The organism is uncultured Polaribacter sp. (assembly GCF_947503855.1).
GTDB lineage: Bacteria > Bacteroidota > Bacteroidia > Flavobacteriales > Flavobacteriaceae > Polaribacter.
In genome coordinates this window covers 352,692-372,473 of sequence record NZ_CANNFF010000001.1, presented here as the reverse complement: position 1 = coordinate 372,473, position 19,782 = coordinate 352,692, and the positions used below count along the sequence as shown (strand labels likewise).

Genomic DNA, 19,782 nt, shown 5'->3' with positions numbered 1-19,782 from the left:
TTCTGGACGAGTTGGGATTTTATCTTTTACAATGTTCTTATATTTTCTAAATATATGATTAGAATTGGTAGTTGTGACGTAGTTTTTTCTTTTCGGGATTAATAAATTATTGAGTCTTAAAAAGCGATAGAACTTGTCTCTTCCTATGTTGATGTTTTGTTCAATCATTTCAGATTTGAGTTCATTATAGAGTTTAATTCCACCTGTTTTTGACCCCACTTTTTTACGATATTTTTGTACCATTAAGATTAGTTTTTTGTTATCTAATTCTTTCTTTATTAGTGTTTTGTGTCTTTTGTAGAATGCTTGTTTAGAGATCCCAAAACATTGATAGATCCATTTTGTTTTAAAATGTTTTTCTTTTTTAGCTCTATCTCTTTTGCTAATGTTTTGGGCAAGGACTTTTTTGCTAAATCGACACCAGTAATGATTTCCATATCCGCAATAATATCTTGCTGAAAGTCTTTTACAAACTCCAATTCTTCAATTTTTTCCTTTAATTTTTTGATTTCATCGTTTTTACTCATACCATTATTTTGTTGAACTAAGGTACTGTATTTTTTAATCCAATACCCAATAGTAGTTCTAGGAACATCATATTTTTTGGAAGCGAAGTTTGTTGATATTTGACCATTCTGAATTTGGTCAACGACGAATAATTTGGTTTCTAAAGTTACTTTTTGGTACTTTTTTTTCTGCCAGTGTTCATTTTGATTTTTCATAAGTGACTATCATTAATTGATGAATTTTTAGTCAACCTATTTCAGGAAAGTACATTGTACAAATGACTACCAACGGTTGGGTATATGAAAAGTAGCAAAATAAATATGCTATTACTTTCAGTTTAAAAACAAAGATAACAGAAAAGAGTAAACTTTGTAGTTTACACTTAACTGCTATTTTTTATATACCGTGTTATACCACGTTATCTTTATTCTTATCTTCTTTTACCTTTTTGACATAATATATCATAAATAGAATTGTAGATATACTAAATGAAATAAAAACACTTGCTTTATTGAGTAAATCTTTCCAGTTTTCGGTCATATCTATATCAGCGATACACAAACTTAAGCTTGCAAAAGTAGCTGATAGAATCATTAAAATGAATAAGGTTTTTTTTGAAAGTGAAATCATCTTGTAATATTTTTAAAATTAATTGGCTAAGCACTCATTATACAAATTTCTAACAGCTATAGCATATCCTACCAATGCAACTGTACATAAAATAATTGTTGCACAAGCTATTAAGCCAACAATAGAAACTAACCAGCCCACTATAGCAAAAAAGCAGCCCCAACTTTTAGCAGAAAAAGACACTCTTCCATTAAGATTAATTATTTCAGAATTATTTACCTCAGAATTGACTAATTTAACTGCGTTTGCAAAATTTTGTTTTTGTAAAAATTCTTCTTCTGCTAAATTCATATTTAATACACTATTTTCGAAGTTCCCAATAGCAATATTAAAACCATTATTCTCATAATCATAGTTAAATGTAGTTATTAGAGTCTTATCATTTTCAGAAATCCATCCTTTATTGCGTGCAACTTCTAAAACTTCTTCACCGTCATAATCTGACAATTTTAAAATTTCATCCGAAAGATTTAATTCAGATCCAACTTCAGAGTTAACAATTTTTAAGATTTCTTTTTTAAGTTCTAAATTCGAGTTTGCTTTTAATTTAAAATTATCTGCCTTTACTTTCTCATAAATTTTATCAAAAAGAGGGTTATTTTTATAGGTGTCAAAAATAGCATAGTCAAAAGCTCTATTTCTTATTTCATATTGAGAGCAAGAAAAAAATAGCATAAACAAACTTGCATAAATAGGAAGTTTTGGGTTCCTTAAAGTTTTTAAAATATTCATAATTTTTGGTTATAGGGGAAAAATCTTTTTCATTAGTTTAGACTTTTCTGAGTTAATAAAATTTTCTTTTTCTACTCTTTCGATTTTCGATAACTCGTTTTACTTTTTCTTTTATTTCGGTTTCAACTCTCACATTTCCGATTTTGGATGGTCAGTCCGTTTTCGACCGTTATTTTGCTTTTATGTGGCATAACTCTTAATAAACAAATAAAAAATTGTTATATCCCGTTTATAAAGTGGGTTATCTTTTCTGTTGTAAAAATAAACCCTAAAAACGATGTTGTCAATCCCTGAATTCAGGGATATTTTGGCATCCCTGAATCCAGGGATATTTATCCCTGAATTCAGGGATATGAAGTTTTTAATAACCTGATAATTAAGGTTTTATATTTTGGTGTTTTTTATGCAAAAAAAGAAGGTTTAAAAAATGAAAAAGCTAGAAAAAGAAATTTTAGTTACTAATATTTATAGCTTAATACCATAATATATATTTAATTTTTGTCTTTTCTAAAGATGAGTAAATCAGATTTTTGTCTTACTATTTTCCAATGTTAATTTAATGTTACCAAAATGTTTGTAAATTGTTATAAAATTTATATATTTGTAACTATAATGTAAACCCTAAAAATAAAAATTATGAAAAATTTACTTACAATAGCTGTTTTTTGTATTGCTGCAATAGGATATTCTCAAGAAACTAAAAATCCTACTTTTGAAGCAGAGGGTGATTTAGTAAAAGCTACTTATTATTATGAAGACGGTGCTATTAGCACACAAGGATATTTTAAAGATAAAAAACTTACAGGAAAATGGACTCGCTTTGATAAAAAGGGAAATAAAACGCAATTAGCGTTTTACAAAGAAGGAAAAAAGACTGGTAAATGGTTTATTTGGTCTGATGATTCCCTAAAAGAAATTACTTACAATAACAATAGTATAGAAAACGTAAATTTATGGAAATCTGATACTAAATTAGCATCCAATAAATAAACGAAACGAAATTATCATTAAAAAAACTCCAGACAATTAGTTTGGAGTTTTTTTGGGTTTAAATATCACTAATATTTATCTTAAAGCAATGATATTATTCGTTTCTATGTGATTGTATTATTTTGATTATTCACGAGGATTATTATCTCAAAATCGCTATTATTGCTGGTGAAAGTATGTTTTACCTCGTTGTTATCTTCTATAGTAAGCAAACTTTAGCAATACCATCTTCAATTTTTATCAAAAGATTTCCCAATTAATTTTTCCATAAGCATTTTAGGTGATGCATTTTTTGTAAACACTATTTTCATTGGCGTTTATACTTTTTCTTAATTGATTTACATAGATCACATAAGAGTAGGGTAACTCTTAAATATAATCAAAGTTATTTTATTACCTGCAACCTCATTAGATGACTTGTTGGTTTAAAAAAATATATAAAAAGTTTTTAGTTTGATTTGGCGCTATTTTAAAATTCGTATTTCCAAAGGATTTTATTTGTTTTACCTAGTTGATTGCATTTATAAATAATACAATTAGTAAAACTAATACTATTTATTACCTATTAGAATTTAAAGCAAAAAAAAAAGCTTAGAGAATTTCTAAGCTTTTTTTAAATTTAATATTTTTTTGTTATTCTACTAATAAAGAGAAAGGAATATTATAACTAACGCCAACTGGTTTTCCTCTTTGTCTTCCTGGTTTCATTTTAGGAAGTAATTTCATAACTTTAATAACTTCTTGTTCAATTTTTGGGTGTGGTCCTCTTGCTCTAACATTTACAATATTACCTTTATTGTCAATTTTAAAACCAATAAAAACTCTTTTTTTACCTGGTGATAAACCTAACTCATTTGGCAAGTCTACATCAAATTTTCTTGAGAAGTGTTTTTGCACTTTTTTATTAAAACAGTCTTTTAATTCGTTTTTATTTCCCTTACAGCCAGGAAATACGGGAGAGTCTTCAATAATCATAAAGTTTACATCCTCTACAACTTCTTCTTCCTCTACAACCTCTACAATTTCTTCTACTTCTACGGCTTCTGTTTCGTCTGTTTCTGTAGATTCAATAACTGTTTCTTCTACTTCCTTCTCATCTTCAACAACTTCAATTTTTTCTGGAGTTGGTGGTGGTGGCGTTTTTGGTTTTACGGGTTCTACTCTTTCAGTAATTGGAATTTCTTCTTCCATTTCTGCATTCATATTTACAACACCTAAGTCTCCAATAATTTTATCGTACGTTTTCTTTTCTATTGCAGCATATGTTACAAATAAAGCCAATACTAGACCTATTTGTAAAAATATTTTACTGTAATTTTCTAAGTTCGATTTTGGGTTTTTCTTTATTTCCATGTAAAAGAGTTTTAAATAGTTCGCTAATTTAATTAAATTATTGAGTTAAATACAAGTCTTTTTGTTAATTAAGCAGATTTTTTTTAGAAATCTGATTAAAAAACAATAAACCAATAAGTACGCCTATAGAATTTGCAACTACATCTAAGGAATCTCCTGTTCTATAATTTGTTACTGTGCTTTGTAAAATTTCAATAATTATGCCAAAAATTATGCAACCAAAAACAATAAAGTATTTATTTGTTTTTTTATAAAGTGCAAACAACCAGCAAATTGCTAATGTAAAATAAGCAAATGTGTGCTGCCATTTGTCTAAGTGGTTAAATTCCACATCGTATTTTGGCATTTTTATTAAACTTAAATAGAGAATACTAATGCTTACCAAAATGGCAATTATAAAAATTTTATCCTTCAATAAGGGTTTTATATGCTTCTGCATCTAATAAATCATCTATTTGAGAACTTTCAGAAATTTCTAGTTTAATCATCCAACCTTTATTATAAGGATCTGAGTTTACTAATTCAGGTTCGTCTTCTAGATCTTCGTTAAATGCTGTTACTTCTCCAGTTAAGGGCATAAATAAATCAGAAACTGTTTTTACAGCTTCTACAGAGCCAAAAACTTCACCTTCTTCTACAGTATCATCTAAGGTATCTACATCTACATAAACAATATCACCTAACTCACCTTGTGCAAAGTCTGTAATACCCACTGTTGCAATGTTGCCTTCAATTTTAATCCACTCGTGGTCTTTTGTATATTTTAATTCTGCTGGAATATTCATTTTTAATTTTATTTTTAATTGATTAGTTTCCTCCTAAATTATAGATAATGTTAAACCCACCATTTATTGCTTGTCTTGGAAAAGTGGTAGATATAGCATACCTAGATGTTTGATGATTATAATAAAAAGAAGCTGTTAAACTATTACTTAATCTATAATCTGCGGTAAATTTAATAGAAAATAATCTTTGACCACCACTAATTTGGTTATTATCTTCGTCTACAGCTCTAATTTGTGTTAAATTATCTCTTAAAGAAATATCTCCTCTTAAGTTAATATCTCCTTTTAAGGTGGTTTTCTTCCCTGTAAAACGTGTGTTTACCTTTACATCTTTAAAAACATAACCTAAACCAAATATGTACTCTGTACCTTTAATATCAGTTAGGGTACTATTGTTAAAATTCATGGTTAAAGTTCTATCTCTTTTTACTTCTCCTCTAAAAGAAAAAGAGTTTTTCATTTTCATATCTACCTTTACTAAAGGAGAAAATTCGTCTACTAAAGTTGCAGATGATATTAATAATTGAGGTTCGTAATTACCTGCTGAATTTGTGGCAGTTGGGTTTGCACTATCAAACTGTAAGTTGTTTGTAAAACTAGAAATGGTGTATGATGATTTGTAGCCATGCGTCACTACAAAGTTGCTAAAATTCTTTTTAAAGAAATCGAATTTCATTAATCCATTATAACGTAAAGTCCAGTTTGGTATGGGTATATTTCTAAACAAACCAGTATTTACTTTGTCTGGACTGCTACCAGAATATGCAGCCATAAATGCTGGCAACAATACTTGCTGACTGTTTTCTCCATAACCAGAAACTGGATTTCCTGTTTCTGTAGCTAATCTAGTCGCAATTGCTGCTCTGTAGCTTTTCATGGTGTTAAATAAAGCATCACCATCTTTAAAAGCAGTACCAATCATAGAGTAACTTGAACTAAAATTACCTGTTTCAAAAGCAGGCGCACTAAAGTCTAAAGCACCATTTGTTGTTCCGTTTTCTATAACATCTAATTGTTGCGATAAATCTCTTGTTTGTATTTTATTTCCTCTTACATCAATATTAAAATCTTTAAATGGTTTAACAGTAAAAGTATAATCTAGTTTGTTGTAGTGTGTTCTGCTGTATGTTTTGTTGTAGTAATCATCGTTATTAGGGTCTCTTGGGCCTACTAACCAACCGTTTTCTAAAGCTTTTGTTCTAATATCTACTTGGCTACCAAAAGCAAAAGAACTGGGTGCGCCTCCAAAAAAACCAACACCTTCTGAATAACCAGGTAAAAATTGTCCATTATTTTCTGAGTAACTTATTTTACCTTGTTTAACAGACGTTACTACATCATACACACTTTTTAAGATTTGTTTTCCTAAAGGTAATTTTTTCTTTTTGTTAGTTCTTCTTGGTGCAGCTGGTAAATCATTTCCTGAAATACCTTTTGAGTTTTTACGTTTGGTTTTAGTCATTAATAGTTTTTCAAAACCTAAACTTTTATAAAAGCGCTCAAATGTAAATGTGGTATTTAAATTATGTGTATTTGCATTTTGTATTACGTTACCTACTAAATCTACATAAGGTACATCTACACCATTAATGTTAATTTCACTTTGTGCCGCAGCTTGCCAATCAAAATCTGCAGTGTAGGCGTAATCTGCTTTTACCCAACTTAAAAAAGGTAATTTATCTATAGGCAATTGGTAAGTACCATTTAATTTTTGATGATAATGGTTTGCTCTACCAGTGTTAAAAAATTCGTCAAATATTTGAATATCATCAGTATTCCCAAAAGTATCGTAAATATAGCTGTTGGTAGCGTTAAAGTTAAGGGTTAGAGATTTTGTTAAATCGAAACCAACTGTATAATCCCAATCAAATAAAAACCTACGTTGTGTTAATTTTGGTTGATCTGCTAAACCTGCAACTAAATTTCTAGATTGTTGCTCTGTGTAATTTCTATTAATTCTAGAGTTTATACCTATTGTGGTTGGCACAGGATTAAAATTAAAATCTTTAAAAAGCTTAAGATATTTACTTTTTAAGAAACCAACATTTTTAAATGGCTCTATAGGTTTTCCTTGAAAATTATAATTGTAAGTTGCGCCTGCAGTTACATTTTCATTAATATATTTTTGTATGTTATAGTCTCTATGAAACTCTTTGTTATGAGCGTAAGAAACTGTTAAATTTTCGACATCGTAAAACCTTGGTTTTTTAGTAGAATTAGGATTTCTATTCTTCTTAACATTCATAAAACTAATACTCGTTCTTTTGGTATAGTCTCTAGAAAACTCACTATTTGGATTTTGCTCTAAAGCATCTGCCAAGGTAACATCTTGGTACTGTGGGTCAAATTTTGGATCTATAAACTTCTCGCCAATACTATAACTCATAGGCAATTGTATGCCCCAATTTGTTGGCGTTAATACTTTTCCTAAATTTACTGTTGTAGCAATGTCATATTGTTTAGTTTCATCTAAACTACGTTGATTTACCCTATCTTCTACATTACCAAAACCAATGGTAGACATACTACCTGCTAAAGCTACATTGGCAACATCTGCAAAATTTGCATCTGCATTTACTACTGCAGCCCAACCACCATCGTTGTCAAAATCTGCAGATCGTAACTCATTAAACCAAACCTCTCCACTTTTTGGTGTTAGTGAGGTGTTTTTTAAACCTAACATAATGGTTCTTAATTGTGCTAAAGTTGGATTTCCTTTTACACTAATGGTGTAAGGTAAACTGGCGTCTTGACTTGTAGAGGTGTACAATTCATTTATAGGTGCAACTGTTGGCCCTAAAGCATCTCTTTCTAGTTTAACCAAACCAAAAGATTCTAAAAAAGCGTCTAAATTATTGGCTTCTGGCCAAATTTCTATGGCAGATATGCCGTTTTTAGTTACTGATAATGGTAATTCTAATTGATAAAAGTTTTCATTTAAATCTGTACCTAATCTAATTATTGCAGAAAGATCACCATCATTTAGACCAGATTCCCCTTGATTTTCTTGCAAGTGCATAAACATTTTTAAACGTTTAAAACGTCTTAAATCGATACTAATGTTTTTATAAATGGCACGTATTTTATCTGTTTCTAATCTGTTTACTTTTAAAGTTACAGATTGTTCGTTTTGCAATTGTACAGTTGTACTACCTTGTAAACGCTCTCTTTCTATTCCTGGTGGTTGTGTATAGCTACCTTCATTTTGTTCTATACTTACAACACCTACTTCAAAATCGTTTAATTCGTCTTGTGTTAATTCTCTATCAGGGTTTACAGCTGGGTCTAATGTTCTCACATAACGTCTCCAATCTCCACGTACCAAATCTAACTCGCCAAAACGAATTACAACAGGCATTTTAAAGTTGGTTAAAAACATTCTCATAAAACGAATGCTATTAAAATCTGAAATACCATTAATTGGAGTCCCACTTCTAACAGGTACTCTAAATTGATACCATTTACTTTGTTGGGTATTTCCGTTTTCTAGAGTTACATTGGTTGTTTTTTCATCCACTACATAACCAAAGCCTTTTCTTAAGCTACTTCTGTCTAGAGGAATTTTATATTCATAATAACTCTCTACAGTATTCATGGTTTGGTCTCTATTAATATCTTCTACATCTGGGTAAGTTGTAGATGATGTTGGGTAAGGTTCTCCACCTTGATTTAAGGTGGGCGAGTTGCCTTGTGTATTGTTGTAATCTTTATATCTTTTTATTAGTGATGCATTTATGGCGTCTAAATTACCACCTCTAAAAAATTGAAAGTTGTCTGCAGCAGGATCCTCTAAAGTTGCATATTGCCCAATGCCTGTTAGGTTTTTTTCTTCATCATCATTTAAACCATCAAAACCAACATCTTGGTTTGTTCTGGCAGCATCTTGCTCATTAAATGCATAAATTATTGATGGATTTCTTGGTACATCACCCCAAATAGTATTGTTAATATTGCTACCAGGAACCTTTAAACCATCTTCTGGTAAACCGTTTTCGTACATTTTACGGTTGTCTTTTAAAACGTCTTCAGAAATGTTTCCTAAGTTGATGTATAAATCTCCAACTTGATTTATTGGATTGTTTGGATCTATACCTTGTGGTAAACCTTCTTCTGCTGTAAGCGAATAGTTTTGGTAAGGATCCATAATCCAAAACTGAATGTATTCTACGTTTGCTTGGTCAAAATTATTGGTAGTTAAAGGTCTTGTAATACCTGCCCATCTACTTTCTGGGTTGGGTAAGGTTACTTTACCATCTTGTATGCTTGCAGATGGATCAAAATTATAAGAACCTCTTTCTTGTGGAAAATAGGCTAAATCTAAAGTTCTAACTAAAGAGTTTTGTGTAATATCTAATTGTATGTTCGGAAATAATTCTCCGAAATTAATTTGTCTAGTTTCTGCTCTAGAAAGCTCATCTGCATCTATACTTGCAGGTGTTTCGCCAATACCATAAAAAATTTGATCTACACTGTACCAAGCTAATTTTGCTCTTTTGTAATTGTAGGACAAATCGTCTCTTTCTCCATTAAAATTAGGAAAATATTTAGGTGTACTTGCTTCATACCAATCTAGAGGAGATAATAAACTAATAGGCACTTGTGATGCTTCAAAATCGTCTATATAAGAAGTTGCAGCACCAGCTACATCAATACCACTTGGTGTACCAGGAATTAAGTAAGCTATATCTGCTCTTACAGATAGGTTAGAAGGTGCATCTGTATCTACAAAAGGTAATTTGTTTGCTAATTTTGTAAAAAAAGGTACTTCTGTAGAATAATCAAAATTAAACCCTAACATGGTATTATTTATAGGGTCTGAACCAAAATTTATTTTGGGCGTTAAAGGCCTTTCTTCTACATTTAAAAAAGTAGCCCCAACAACGAAATCTTCAGAAAATTTATGTTCTACATCTACTCCAAAAAAGGTTTTTCTTTGTTGATTAAAAACAGCATTATTTTCTGTAGAAACACTAATAGGTACTCCAGAAGCTTGTAAACCTGGGTCTATAATTTGTACACGACCTAATTGATAATCTACCACATAATCTATACCTTCTACCAATTGCCTTCCCCCAGCTGTAACTCTAACAGAACCTCTAGGTACGTTAAAAGCTCCAATTGGGATACCTCCTGAATTTTCTGATTTAAAATATCCTTTTAAAAAGTATTTATCTTTATTTTGAAAGTTATTTTTGATGTTGATTTTTGTGTTTAAATATAATTCTTTAAATAAATAAATATCATCTGCAGGGTTTGTTAATCTATCTGCTAAATCGTTACCAAAAGGTTCTGGTTCTGGGAAAAACACAAAACCGTTTGCAGAATTTACAGTAATACCTTCTACATAATCGAAAAAACCATCAGGTTCTCTTGCCTGACTTTGATCTAACTGATCTAAATTTAAAACCTGTAATAATGGTTTGTTAGGTATACCTGGTGTTTGTGCGTTTTGTAACACATTAGAAGGGATACCTGTTTGGTCATCTCTATATTGTATTTCGAAACGAAAACCATTTTGTGTTAAAGGAAATGCGCCTAAAGCATATACGTTTTTCATCATTAAACGCCAAGTTGGAAAAGATTCTTCACCACCATTACCATCTGGTCTTTTGGTTTGTAAAATTTCGCTACGCAACAATTTTACTGCTAAATTATTAGGTGCTTGGATACCGTCATTAGAAAACTCTCCAACTTTAAAAGAATTTTTACTACTTCCATTTACATTACCAGCTACTGTATATTCATAAGCAACAGCTAAAACTTCACCGTCATTTAATCTTCTGTTTAAAGAAATAAACCCTAACTGACTGTTTAATCGATATTCATTTTGCTCTAATTTTCTGGCATTTTCTAATACAGAATAATTGGTACCATTTTGCATATTATAAGGTGTTAAAGAAGCATCTATACTAGATACATCTCTAATGCCACCAGCAGGAATAATTTCTGTACCAATTCTATTAGCCCCATTAAAAGGTAAATTATTGCCAGAAACTTGTGCTTGCGTTATAGATGGGTTTAAAACTACACCATTCTCATCTACTAAAACATTAGAAACAGATTCACCAATATCTGCAAAGGCAACGATACTTCTAAAATCTTCTGTACTAGAATTTCTGTTGGTTATCCAAACTTCTATTCTGGTAATATTTATAGGACTGTTTATGAGTGGATAATTTTTAAGCGAATTGGCATAATTATCTATAAAATATTGCGATAAGAAAAAGTGTCTATCGTTATCATAATCTGTAGTTCTTAATTCGAAAGGCTGTATAGAGGCACCACCTTCTGCAACCACAGTTTTACTTTCTGAATTTTGTTGAGAAAAAACGGCTGTTATATTTGTGTTTCCAAACTTTAAATCTGTTTTTACCCCAAATAAACTTTGTGCACCATTTATTAAAGAGTTTTTAATGGGCATAGAAACGTTACCTGCTTCTAAACCTTGTATAATATCGTCTTCTGTAGGTGTAAAACCTATTTTTACTAAGTTTTGAAAGTCAAAAGAAGCTTGTGTATCGTAATTGGCAGTAAATTCTAAGCGTTCGCCCACTTTTGCACGAATACTTGCGTTTATTTGCTGATCAAAATCAAAAGTAAAGTTGCTTCTGTTTTCTTCTGAAATTTGTGGGTTTTCTGTATTCTGATAAATAAAACCTAGCTTTAAGTTTAAATTACCAGTTGGTGTAACTTTTACTTCTGTACCCCCAAAAATAGTTTCAAAAAATTTATTGTTAACATAATACGTTGGTAGCAAATCTTTTTGGGCGTCTGCAGCACCTTTTTTCTTACTATTTGTTGCGCTTACTTTGTCTTTAAAGTATTGCAACATGTCTCTTTTTAAACGGTATTTTTCGTATTCTCTTGGCGTTAAATAAATAGGAGTTCTTGTGTAGTAATCTCCTATTTTTTCTACAATAACATATTTGTTTAAAATCTTATCAAAAATGATTACTTTTTCGGCTAAATCGTTTAAAAATAAACCTCCTTTTTGGGTGTTTTTAAAGTCATAACGTAGTTTTATAGAATCGTTTTTAACAGTAATACTATCTTTTTTAGTGTTTTGTTGTGCAAACGCAGGCAGTTGTACTGCTAACGTAAAAGTTAAGACTAATAAAGTGCTTTTAAAAAATGTACTCACTTGATTATAAATTTTTTAAGGCTAATTTAATAATGGTCTCTACAGAGGCGTCTTTATCTTGTTTTAAGATAGAAGACACAATTTTATCTGACTGTTTTCTTTGAAAACCTAAGACTTCTAAAGCAGATAACGCTTCATCTTTGTTTGTATTGCTTGTTGTTGCAGAAACTTCGTCTACATCAAACGTCTTTAAAATTTTATCTTTTAAATCTACAATTACTCTTTGCGCAGTTTTTGCTCCAATACCTTTTACCGATTGTATTAAGGGTACATTTTCTGATGCAATGGCATTTTGTATTTCTTCTGAAGTCATAGAAGAACACATCGTTCTTGCAATACTTGGCCCCACACCAGAAACAGAAATTAATAGTTTAAAAACTTCTCTTTCTGTTTTATTGATAAAACCAAAAAGAGTGTGTGCGTCTTCTCTAATAGAAAGATGTGTATATAACACTACATTTTCATTGTCTGGTAAACTAGAAAAGGTGTTTAATGAAATGTGTAATAAATATCCAACACCATTACAGTCTACAACCACTTCTGTTGGGTTTTTCTCTACTAATCTTCCTCTAATTTGTGTAATCATAAATTATTTTCAGGCTTCTAAAGTACCCGTTTTTATTTGTTGATGAAGTTTCTAGTTTAACAATTGGCAAAATAATAAAATTTTTTACCAAAAACGATTTGTAAAAATCTAATTTTCAATACTCAACTTGAAATTTACTACTTGAAATGCCCCACTTTTAACTTTAGGTTTCCCTTATCTTTTTTTCCTCTTTTCTTTTTGTTGTGCATCTACAACGGCTAATGCGGCCATATTTACCATCTCGTCTACACTTGCGCCCAATTGTAAAATATGTACAGGCTTATCAAAACCTAAAATTACGGGTCCTATAGATTCTGCTTTGTCTACTTGTTTTAGTAGTTTGTATGTAATGTTTGCAGATTCTAAATTCGGGAAAATTAATACGTTTACTTTTTTACCATTTAGTTTAGAAAAAGGAAATTCTTTTGCTAACATTTCTGGGTTTAACGCAAAATCTGCTTGTATTTCTCCATCGATCACAGTATTTGGAAAATGACGATGGGTATATGCAACAGCTTCTCTAATTTTTTTAGATGTTTCTGAATTTGAGGAACCAAAGTTAGAAAAAGACAACATAGCAATATTAGGTTTCATACCAAACATACTAGCAAAATTACCTGTCATTTGAGCAATTTTAGCCAAATCTTTTGAAGACGGATTTTCATTAATGGTTGTATCTGCCAAAAATAAAGGACCTTGTTTGGTTAACATTAAATTACAAGCTGCAATTCTAGAGACACCTTTATCTTTTTCGACCAACTCTAACATAGGTTTTACAACAGAAGGATAAGGTCTTGAGTAGCCTGTAATTAAAGCATCTGCTTCTCCTTGATTTACCATCATTGCAGCAAAATAATTGCGCTCTCGCATTAATTTTTTAGCTTCAGATAAAGTACGTCCTTTACGTTGCCTGTTTTTCCAATATACTTCTCCAAAACGATTTCTTCTTTCATCTTCTTCGTCTGTTTTTGGATCTATAATAGGCACATCAGCAGTAAAACCGATTTCTTCTTTCAATTCTAAAATTAGTTCTTTTCGTCCTAAAAGTATTGGTTTTCCTAAACCTTCTTCATATACTCTTTGTGCTGCTTTTAAAACATCTAAATGGTCTGCTTCTGCAAAAACAATACTTTTTGGATTTCCTTTAGCTCTGTTATGTAGCAACCTAATTTCTTTGTTACCAGAACCCGAACGTTCCATTAATTCTTCTCTATATTTATCCCAATCTGTAATGGGTTCTAAGGCAACACCAGATTCAATTGCAGCTTTGGCAATGGCTGGTGGTATTTCGTAAATTAATCTTGGATCGAACGGTTTTGGAATAATGTACTCTTTACCATAGGTTAAACTTACTTCATCATACACAATATTTACTTGCTCTGGTACTGATTTTTTAGCTAAATCTGCTAAAGCATGTACTGCAGCCATTTTCATTTCTTCGTTAATTTTAGTTGCTCTAACATCTAAAGCACCTCTAAAAATAAACGGAAACCCTAATACATTGTTTACTTGGTTTGGATTGTCTGATCTACCTGTTGCCATAATAATATCTTCTCTTGTGGCAACGGCTAAGTTATATTCTATTTCTGGGATTGGGTTTGCCATGGCAAAAACAATTGGATTTTTTGCCATAGAAAGTAGCATTTCTGGAGATACTACATTTCCCATAGATAAGCCAATAAATACATCTGAATTTTGCATGGCTTCTTCTAAAGTATTTAAATCTCTATGGGTGGCAAATTCTGCTTTTTGTGAAGTTAAGTTATCTCTATCTTTTCTGATAACCCCTTTGCTATCGCACATAACTACGTTTTCTCTCTTTGCACCTAATTTTAAATACAATCTTGTACAAGAGATGGCTGCTGCCCCTGCACCACTAACTACTATTTTTACATTAGAGATGTCTTTGCCAGAAATGTCTATTGCGTTTTTTAGAGCTGCTGCAGAGATTATTGCTGTTCCGTGCTGATCATCATGCATTACAGGAATATCTAACTCTTCTTTTAATCTTCTTTCTATTTCAAAAGCTTCTGGGGCTTTAATGTCTTCTAAATTAATACCTCCAAAAGTAGGCGCAATTGCTTTTACAGTATCTATAAATCTTTCTACATCTTTGGTGTCTACTTCGATATCAAAAACATCGATGTCTGCAAAAATTTTAAATAACAACCCTTTTCCTTCCATCACTGGCTTAGATGCTTCAGCGCCAATATCACCCAAACCTAAAACAGCTGTTCCGTTAGAAATTACGGCTACCAAATTACCTTTAGAGGTGTATTTGTAAACGTTGTTTTTGTCTTTTGCAATTTCTAAACAAGGCTCTGCAACACCAGGAGAATATGCCAGTGCTAAATCGTGCTGTGTAGCATATTTTTTTGTTGGAATAACCTCTATTTTTCCTGGTTTTGGTTTTGCGTGGTATACTAATGCCTCGTGTCTTTTTCTAGAATCGCTCATAAAATTTGCTGTTGGTTTGAGCCTACAAATATATGGTTTTCAATGAAAGAGAAAATGAAATAGCTAAAGAATAATAGGTTTAGATTGGTATTAAAACCTCATTTTTTTTATTATATCGTTTTCTAAATAACTTATAGAAAAAGTTAATGAAGTTAAGTTGGCTTTTAAATGTGCAAAATCTTGGTTGTTTTGCCAAGAAATATCTAATTCGTTTTCTTTAGAATTATTGATGTTTAAACTACCTGAAAAAGCTTTTGAAGTATTTCTTAATCGCATTAATTTTAGTTGATTTTGTACGATTGGTTTTTGTAAACCTTCTTCAATATCACTATTAGAAAGTGTTGTTCTGTTTATTTCTTTATGGCCACCACTACCACCTTTATCTGCAGCTTTATAATTGTTTTTACCTGCAAAGAGATCTAAATACCAAACTTGAGGAATACCAGGCATAAATAATTGAATGGCTCTGGCTAATAATAGTTTTTTTTCATCTTCGCCCAAAGCACTAAAAAAGGTAGCATTTACCTGATAATAGGATATTTTTTTCCCAGAAGGATCATATAAATTTTTAACTCTTCCGCCACGTTTAATGATGGTATCCATAATGGTTTCTATCTCGTTATCTTCTAACAAACCTTTATTATACTTGCCATTTACTTTTTTACCTTTTAAATCTAAAACAGGTATACCATCATGACAACCCAACATATTTACTGTTTTGTATTTTTTTTCTACAATTTCATTTACCCAAGTAAGTAAAGCTTTGTTAGATGCTTTTTCTAAAGTGTGAATCATTAGACCAGGTAAGAAAAAATCATATATTTGATAACCTTCTTTGGCAACCTCATTATGTAACTTTAAACCATATTCTGCATGAATTTCTGGAAGTAGTACTAAATCATTTTTCTGAGCTATTTTATTAATTCTTTCTAAATAATTCCAGGTACCAGGTTTATTAAAAAAGTTGGTTTGACCAATTTCTTTATGCAAATATGCAAAGGCGTCTAAGCGTAATATTTTACACCCAAAACTTTTTACTTTTGCCAAGGTTTTTTCATAAAAATCCCAAACCAGTTCAGATTTGGCATTGACATCCATTTGCCCTAAAAAAGTTCTTTTTTTGTTAGTAATTCTAATAATTTCATCTTTAAACGTATTCAAATTTCCAAAATCGATATTTTCTATGCTTTCTTTAGAATCAATAGCTTTATTTATTATTTTGGTAATGTTTTTTAATTGTGATAATGAAATTCCATCAATTTTCATGAAATCTTCTGCAGCTACTTTATGATAATTTATTTCTTGGTAAAAGGTGTTCCAATATGGTTTTTCTGTACCATCTGGAAAAGGAACTTTTAAAATGGGTAATCCAGATTTTCTCATAAATAATTTATTGAGAAATTCTTCTTTTGGTATTACAATTCCGTCTTCATTTTTTGTTCCGTTTTCTTGCCAAAAAGTATTCCAATTGATAAAAAAATCTTTGTATTTAGATACATCACCTTTTTCTAAAAGGTCTTTAAATTGTGGGGAATTTACAGATAAATGATTGAGAACAATATCAAATTTTAATTCGATTTTTAATTTTTCTAACGCATTTAAATCATTTTTAGAAACCAATTCATCATTCAGATTGTAATCTATAATAGAAAAACCCCTGTCTAAATCGCTATTAAAAAAAGTAGGTAACACATAAAACAAAGAAAATACATCTTTAAAATCTTTTTTTTGAAGCATTTTAATAGTATCACTTAAATTTGTTCCAATACTATCTGGATATGCATTTAACATAACACCATTAGAAATAGTAGTATTTTTTTCTGATGACATAAAAAAGGTATTTTTAAGTAAAACTTATAAAAGTTTTGATAAAATATTGATATTGTTAGGTAATCTACCTACGTTTTGTAGTTTTAAAGCGGCTAATTTTAAAGCAATCTGCAAACACTCTTCAATAGTTTTTGCTTTAATGTAAGCAAATAAAAAGCCAGACCAAAAAGCATCACCAGCCCCAGTGGTATCCATTACTTTTTCTATTTTTATAGCGGGTAATTGAATCATATTTTTTCCTTTTTGAGAAAGTTTTACACCTTTACTTCCAAGTGTAAGGCATACAGTTTCTACCCCTAAATTGTGAAAGAACTCAAAAATTTCTTTATGTGGAAGTTGTTTTTCGAAAAGACGCAACATATCATCTTCACTAATTTTTATTAATGGATTGAATTGACAATAATTTTTAATTACTTGTAAAGCTTGTTCTTTAGTTTCCCAGAGTTCTTTAGCGTAATTGACATCGATACTTAATTTGCATCCTTTTTTGTGAGCTTCTTCAGCTTTTTTAAGAATAGTTGTTTGTGCAGGATTTTTACTTAGCGCAAAACAAGTTGTATGAAAAATTTTTGTTTGAGATAACATTTCAGTAGTAATTTGATTTTCTGAAATATCACAATCTGCATTTCTATAAGGTATAAAATCGGGTGTTCCATTAGATTTTGAGACAAAAATAACACTTGTAGATTTGTTTTCTAATTTTTTAACATTTGAGGTATTGATACCAATTTCTTCTAACCTTTTAAAAATGTATTCTCCAAAGCCGTCATTTCCAACAGAGGAAACTAAGGTAGAGGATAAACCCAATCTTTTGCAGTTCATAGCTACGTTTGCAGGCGAACCACCTAAATATCTGTGGTAGTCTCTAGTTTCGCTTATTAGCACATTGTTTTGATGGCCTATAAAGTCTACTAAAACTTCTCCCACACATAAAATGTCTATGTTTTTATTACTGTTTTTCAAAATTAATTTCTTTATCTTTTTATCTATTTCTTGTATTAATAGAATCTTAATTTTATTCTGTAATTGATTTTGTTTCTTTAAGCCTTAATGCTAAAAATGCGGCAATTATAAAAAAGATTCCTCCTAATAAAATAGCATTTACTGCACTGTTGTTTAAAAGGTTTTTTACAATTGGTCCAAAAGTTAATGTTTGTATTCCCATTGGGATTACAATCATCATATTTAAAATCCCCATATATACACCACGTCTTTCTTGAATTACAATTTTAGATACCATAGAATATGGAATTCCCATCATTGCTGCCCAACCAATACCAAATAAAATCATTGGTAAAATAGCCAAAGTTGGGTCTTGTATGTTTGGAATACTAAGCATAGCGATACCTGTTAAAAATAAACTAAGTACATATACTTTTTTACCTCCCCATTTTAATGCAAAAGGAACTAGTGCCAATGCAAAAACAATGGTAGAAATATTGTAAGTTGTATTCATTTTTGCTGCTTGACTTAACGCTTCTGACTTGTTAAAGCCCATACTTTCTTCGAACATTGGCGAGATAAATTGCCAGTAAATAAATAGGGCATACCATTGAAAAAGATACACACCAGCTAACTTCCACATAAATTTTGGCATGTCTTTTATTGCGCTAACAATTTCTTTAAAAGGCGTTTTTACTCTATCTACAAAAGATAGTTTGTTGTGTTTTTCTATTTCTTTTAATTCTTTTTCTGAAGGAGGAATTTCTGGGGTTTTTAAAACCGACCAAAGTATGGTTGCAACAGATAAAATTGCTCCGATAAAAAAGGAGTAATACAACCATTTTGGAATTGCTTTTACAGTTTCATCTACATTTTCTACACCACCAAATTGATCTTGAAAAATAAATATAGATGCGTTTGCCAACACAATACCTGCACCCACAAATAAACTTTGCATTTGATAACCGAAACTTAATTGTTTATTTGGTAGTTTATCTCCAACAAATGCCCTGTATGGTTCCATAGCCATATTGTTACCAACATCTAAAATCCAAAGTAAACCTACAGCAAACCATAAAGATGGACTGTAAGGAAAAGCGAATAAACACAAACTACCAATTAAAGCTCCAATTAAGAAAAAGGGTTTTCTTCTTCCCCATTTTGGAGACCATGTTTTATCTGAAATAGCACCAATTATAGGTTGTATAATTAAACCTGTAACAGGACCAGCTAAATTTAATAGTGGTAAATCTTCGTGATTTGCTCCTAAAAAAGAGAAGATTGGGTTTACAGCTGTTTGCTGTAAGCCAAAACTAAATTGAATGCCTAAAAAACCAACGTTCATATTAAATATTTGCCAGAAACTTAGTGTAGGTTTTTTAATTTTCATCTTTTTCTATTTTTTTAGCTAAAACTTTTAAAAACTCTTGTAGGTTACCTTTGTTTAAAAAAACATCTCCTTTATTATCTACCACTGGTAAACTTAACGTATGAATAGAAATATTGTTTTTTTGAAGTTTTAGTAACATTTCTTGTTCCTTTACTTTATTTACATCAATATCGTAATACGTGAATTTAATTTTTTTTTCTTTTAAAAAAGCTTTTGTATCTAAACAACTATGGCAACTATCGCTACCATATACAATCATTTTTTCTTTTTTTGATTCTTTATCTACATTAAAAACTTTTTGTGCTTTGCTTTGAAGTGATGTAAATAAAAGAACAATAATTATGAAATGTTTCATTTTAAAATAATTTTAGAATTTGATGATGATTGTCTTGTTTTTAAAAAGTGGAGCCAATAAATTTATCATTGGCTCCACTTTTAA

At 30.5% G+C, this 19,782-nt stretch carries 14 protein-coding genes and 1 pseudogene; 1 reads left to right on the top strand and 14 read right to left on the bottom strand.

All coding sequences use genetic code 11. The features are described from left to right. The 4 genes and pseudogenes from Q0662_RS01410 to Q0662_RS01395 all read right to left on the bottom strand — a co-directional run. A pseudogene (locus tag Q0662_RS01410) lies at positions 1 to 219 on the bottom strand (IS3 family transposase); the annotation flags it as partial. Positions 220 to 278: 59 nt separating this feature from the next. Next, complete coding sequence (locus tag Q0662_RS01405; protein ID WP_298946338.1) at positions 279 to 722, bottom strand: helix-turn-helix domain-containing protein; 444 nt, start codon at positions 720 to 722, stop codon at positions 279 to 281. A 193-nt stretch (positions 723 to 915) separates the two neighbouring features. Then, positions 916 to 1,137, bottom strand: coding sequence for a hypothetical protein (locus tag Q0662_RS01400; RefSeq protein WP_298946336.1), 222 nt, complete (start codon positions 1,135 to 1,137; stop codon positions 916 to 918). An 18-nt stretch (positions 1,138 to 1,155) separates the two neighbouring features. Further along, positions 1,156 to 1,869, bottom strand: a complete 714-nt coding sequence (locus tag Q0662_RS01395; protein ID WP_298946334.1) for a hypothetical protein — start codon at positions 1,867 to 1,869, stop codon at positions 1,156 to 1,158. A 636-nt stretch (positions 1,870 to 2,505) separates the two neighbouring features. On the opposite strand from Q0662_RS01395, the gene Q0662_RS01390 reads away from it, so the two are divergent. Beyond that, entirely contained in the window at positions 2,506 to 2,859 is a 354-nt protein-coding gene (locus tag Q0662_RS01390; RefSeq protein ID WP_298946332.1) for a nicotinic acid mononucleotide adenyltransferase, read from the top strand. Between the two features lie 633 nt (positions 2,860 to 3,492). Here the strand turns inward: Q0662_RS01390 and Q0662_RS01385 are convergent. From Q0662_RS01385 to Q0662_RS01340, 10 genes are all read right to left on the bottom strand, one after another. Beyond that, a complete protein-coding gene (locus Q0662_RS01385) occupies positions 3,493 to 4,212 on the bottom strand; it encodes an energy transducer TonB (RefSeq protein ID WP_298946330.1) in 720 nt (239 codons plus the stop codon). Between the two features lie 64 nt (positions 4,213 to 4,276). Then, positions 4,277 to 4,627 carry a VanZ family protein gene (locus Q0662_RS01380; protein ID WP_298946328.1) on the bottom strand — a complete coding sequence of 117 codons (351 nt, stop codon included), beginning with the start codon at positions 4,625 to 4,627 and terminating at the stop codon, positions 4,277 to 4,279. Beyond that, entirely contained in the window at positions 4,617 to 4,997 is a 381-nt protein-coding gene (gene gcvH / locus Q0662_RS01375) for a glycine cleavage system protein GcvH (RefSeq protein ID WP_298946324.1), read from the bottom strand. Before gcvH ends, Q0662_RS01380 begins: the two co-directional genes overlap by 11 nt. A gap of 22 nt (positions 4,998 to 5,019) precedes the next feature. Further along, entirely contained in the window at positions 5,020 to 12,138 is a 7,119-nt protein-coding gene (gene sprA, locus Q0662_RS01370) for a cell surface protein SprA (RefSeq protein ID WP_298946322.1), read from the bottom strand. Between the two features lie 4 nt (positions 12,139 to 12,142). Continuing rightward, positions 12,143 to 12,724, bottom strand: coding sequence for a Holliday junction branch migration protein RuvA (ruvA, locus tag Q0662_RS01365; protein WP_298946320.1), 582 nt, complete (start codon positions 12,722 to 12,724; stop codon positions 12,143 to 12,145). 174 nt (positions 12,725 to 12,898) lie between these two features. After that, a complete protein-coding gene (locus Q0662_RS01360; RefSeq protein WP_298946318.1) occupies positions 12,899 to 15,181 on the bottom strand; it encodes an NADP-dependent malic enzyme in 2,283 nt (760 codons plus the stop codon). Between the two features lie 90 nt (positions 15,182 to 15,271). Then, positions 15,272 to 17,011 carry a glycosidase gene (locus tag Q0662_RS01355; RefSeq protein WP_298946316.1) on the bottom strand — a complete coding sequence of 580 codons (1,740 nt, stop codon included), beginning with the start codon at positions 17,009 to 17,011 and terminating at the stop codon, positions 15,272 to 15,274. A 24-nt stretch (positions 17,012 to 17,035) separates the two neighbouring features. Beyond that, entirely contained in the window at positions 17,036 to 17,974 is a 939-nt protein-coding gene (locus Q0662_RS01350) for a carbohydrate kinase (protein WP_298946314.1), read from the bottom strand. A gap of 52 nt (positions 17,975 to 18,026) precedes the next feature. After that, the gene (locus Q0662_RS01345; RefSeq protein ID WP_298946312.1) at positions 18,027 to 19,343 is read right to left on the bottom strand and encodes an MFS transporter; all 1,317 of its coding nucleotides are present in this window, start codon (positions 19,341 to 19,343) and stop codon (positions 18,027 to 18,029) included. After that, the gene (locus tag Q0662_RS01340) at positions 19,333 to 19,698 is read right to left on the bottom strand and encodes a glutaredoxin domain-containing protein (RefSeq protein WP_298946310.1); all 366 of its coding nucleotides are present in this window, start codon (positions 19,696 to 19,698) and stop codon (positions 19,333 to 19,335) included. The genes Q0662_RS01345 and Q0662_RS01340 overlap by 11 nt, the downstream gene beginning before the upstream one ends. Positions 19,699 to 19,782: the final 84 nt, after the last annotated feature.

Excerpts from the sequence above, each read along its gene's own strand:
- ruvA (WP_298946320.1), bottom strand. The coding sequence starts at position 12,724 with ATGATTACACAAATTAGAGGAAGATTAGTAGAGAAAAACCCAACAGAA.
- Q0662_RS01360 (WP_298946318.1), bottom strand. The coding sequence starts at position 15,181 with ATGAGCGATTCTAGAAAAAGACACGAGGCATTAGTATACCACGCAAAA.
- Q0662_RS01355 (WP_298946316.1), bottom strand. The coding sequence starts at position 17,011 with ATGTCATCAGAAAAAAATACTACTATTTCTAATGGTGTTATGTTAAAT.
- Q0662_RS01340 (WP_298946310.1), bottom strand. The coding sequence starts at position 19,698 with ATGAAACATTTCATAATTATTGTTCTTTTATTTACATCACTTCAAAGC.
- Q0662_RS01395 (WP_298946334.1), bottom strand. The coding sequence starts at position 1,869 with ATGAATATTTTAAAAACTTTAAGGAACCCAAAACTTCCTATTTATGCA.
- Q0662_RS01400 (WP_298946336.1), bottom strand. The coding sequence starts at position 1,137 with ATGATTTCACTTTCAAAAAAAACCTTATTCATTTTAATGATTCTATCA.
- Q0662_RS01390 (WP_298946332.1), top strand. The coding sequence starts at position 2,506 with ATGAAAAATTTACTTACAATAGCTGTTTTTTGTATTGCTGCAATAGGA.
- Q0662_RS01345 (WP_298946312.1), bottom strand. The coding sequence starts at position 19,343 with ATGAAAATTAAAAAACCTACACTAAGTTTCTGGCAAATATTTAATATG.
- Q0662_RS01405 (WP_298946338.1), bottom strand. The coding sequence starts at position 722 with ATGAAAAATCAAAATGAACACTGGCAGAAAAAAAAGTACCAAAAAGTA.
- Q0662_RS01385 (WP_298946330.1), bottom strand. The coding sequence starts at position 4,212 with ATGGAAATAAAGAAAAACCCAAAATCGAACTTAGAAAATTACAGTAAA.
- gcvH (WP_298946324.1), bottom strand. The coding sequence starts at position 4,997 with ATGAATATTCCAGCAGAATTAAAATATACAAAAGACCACGAGTGGATT.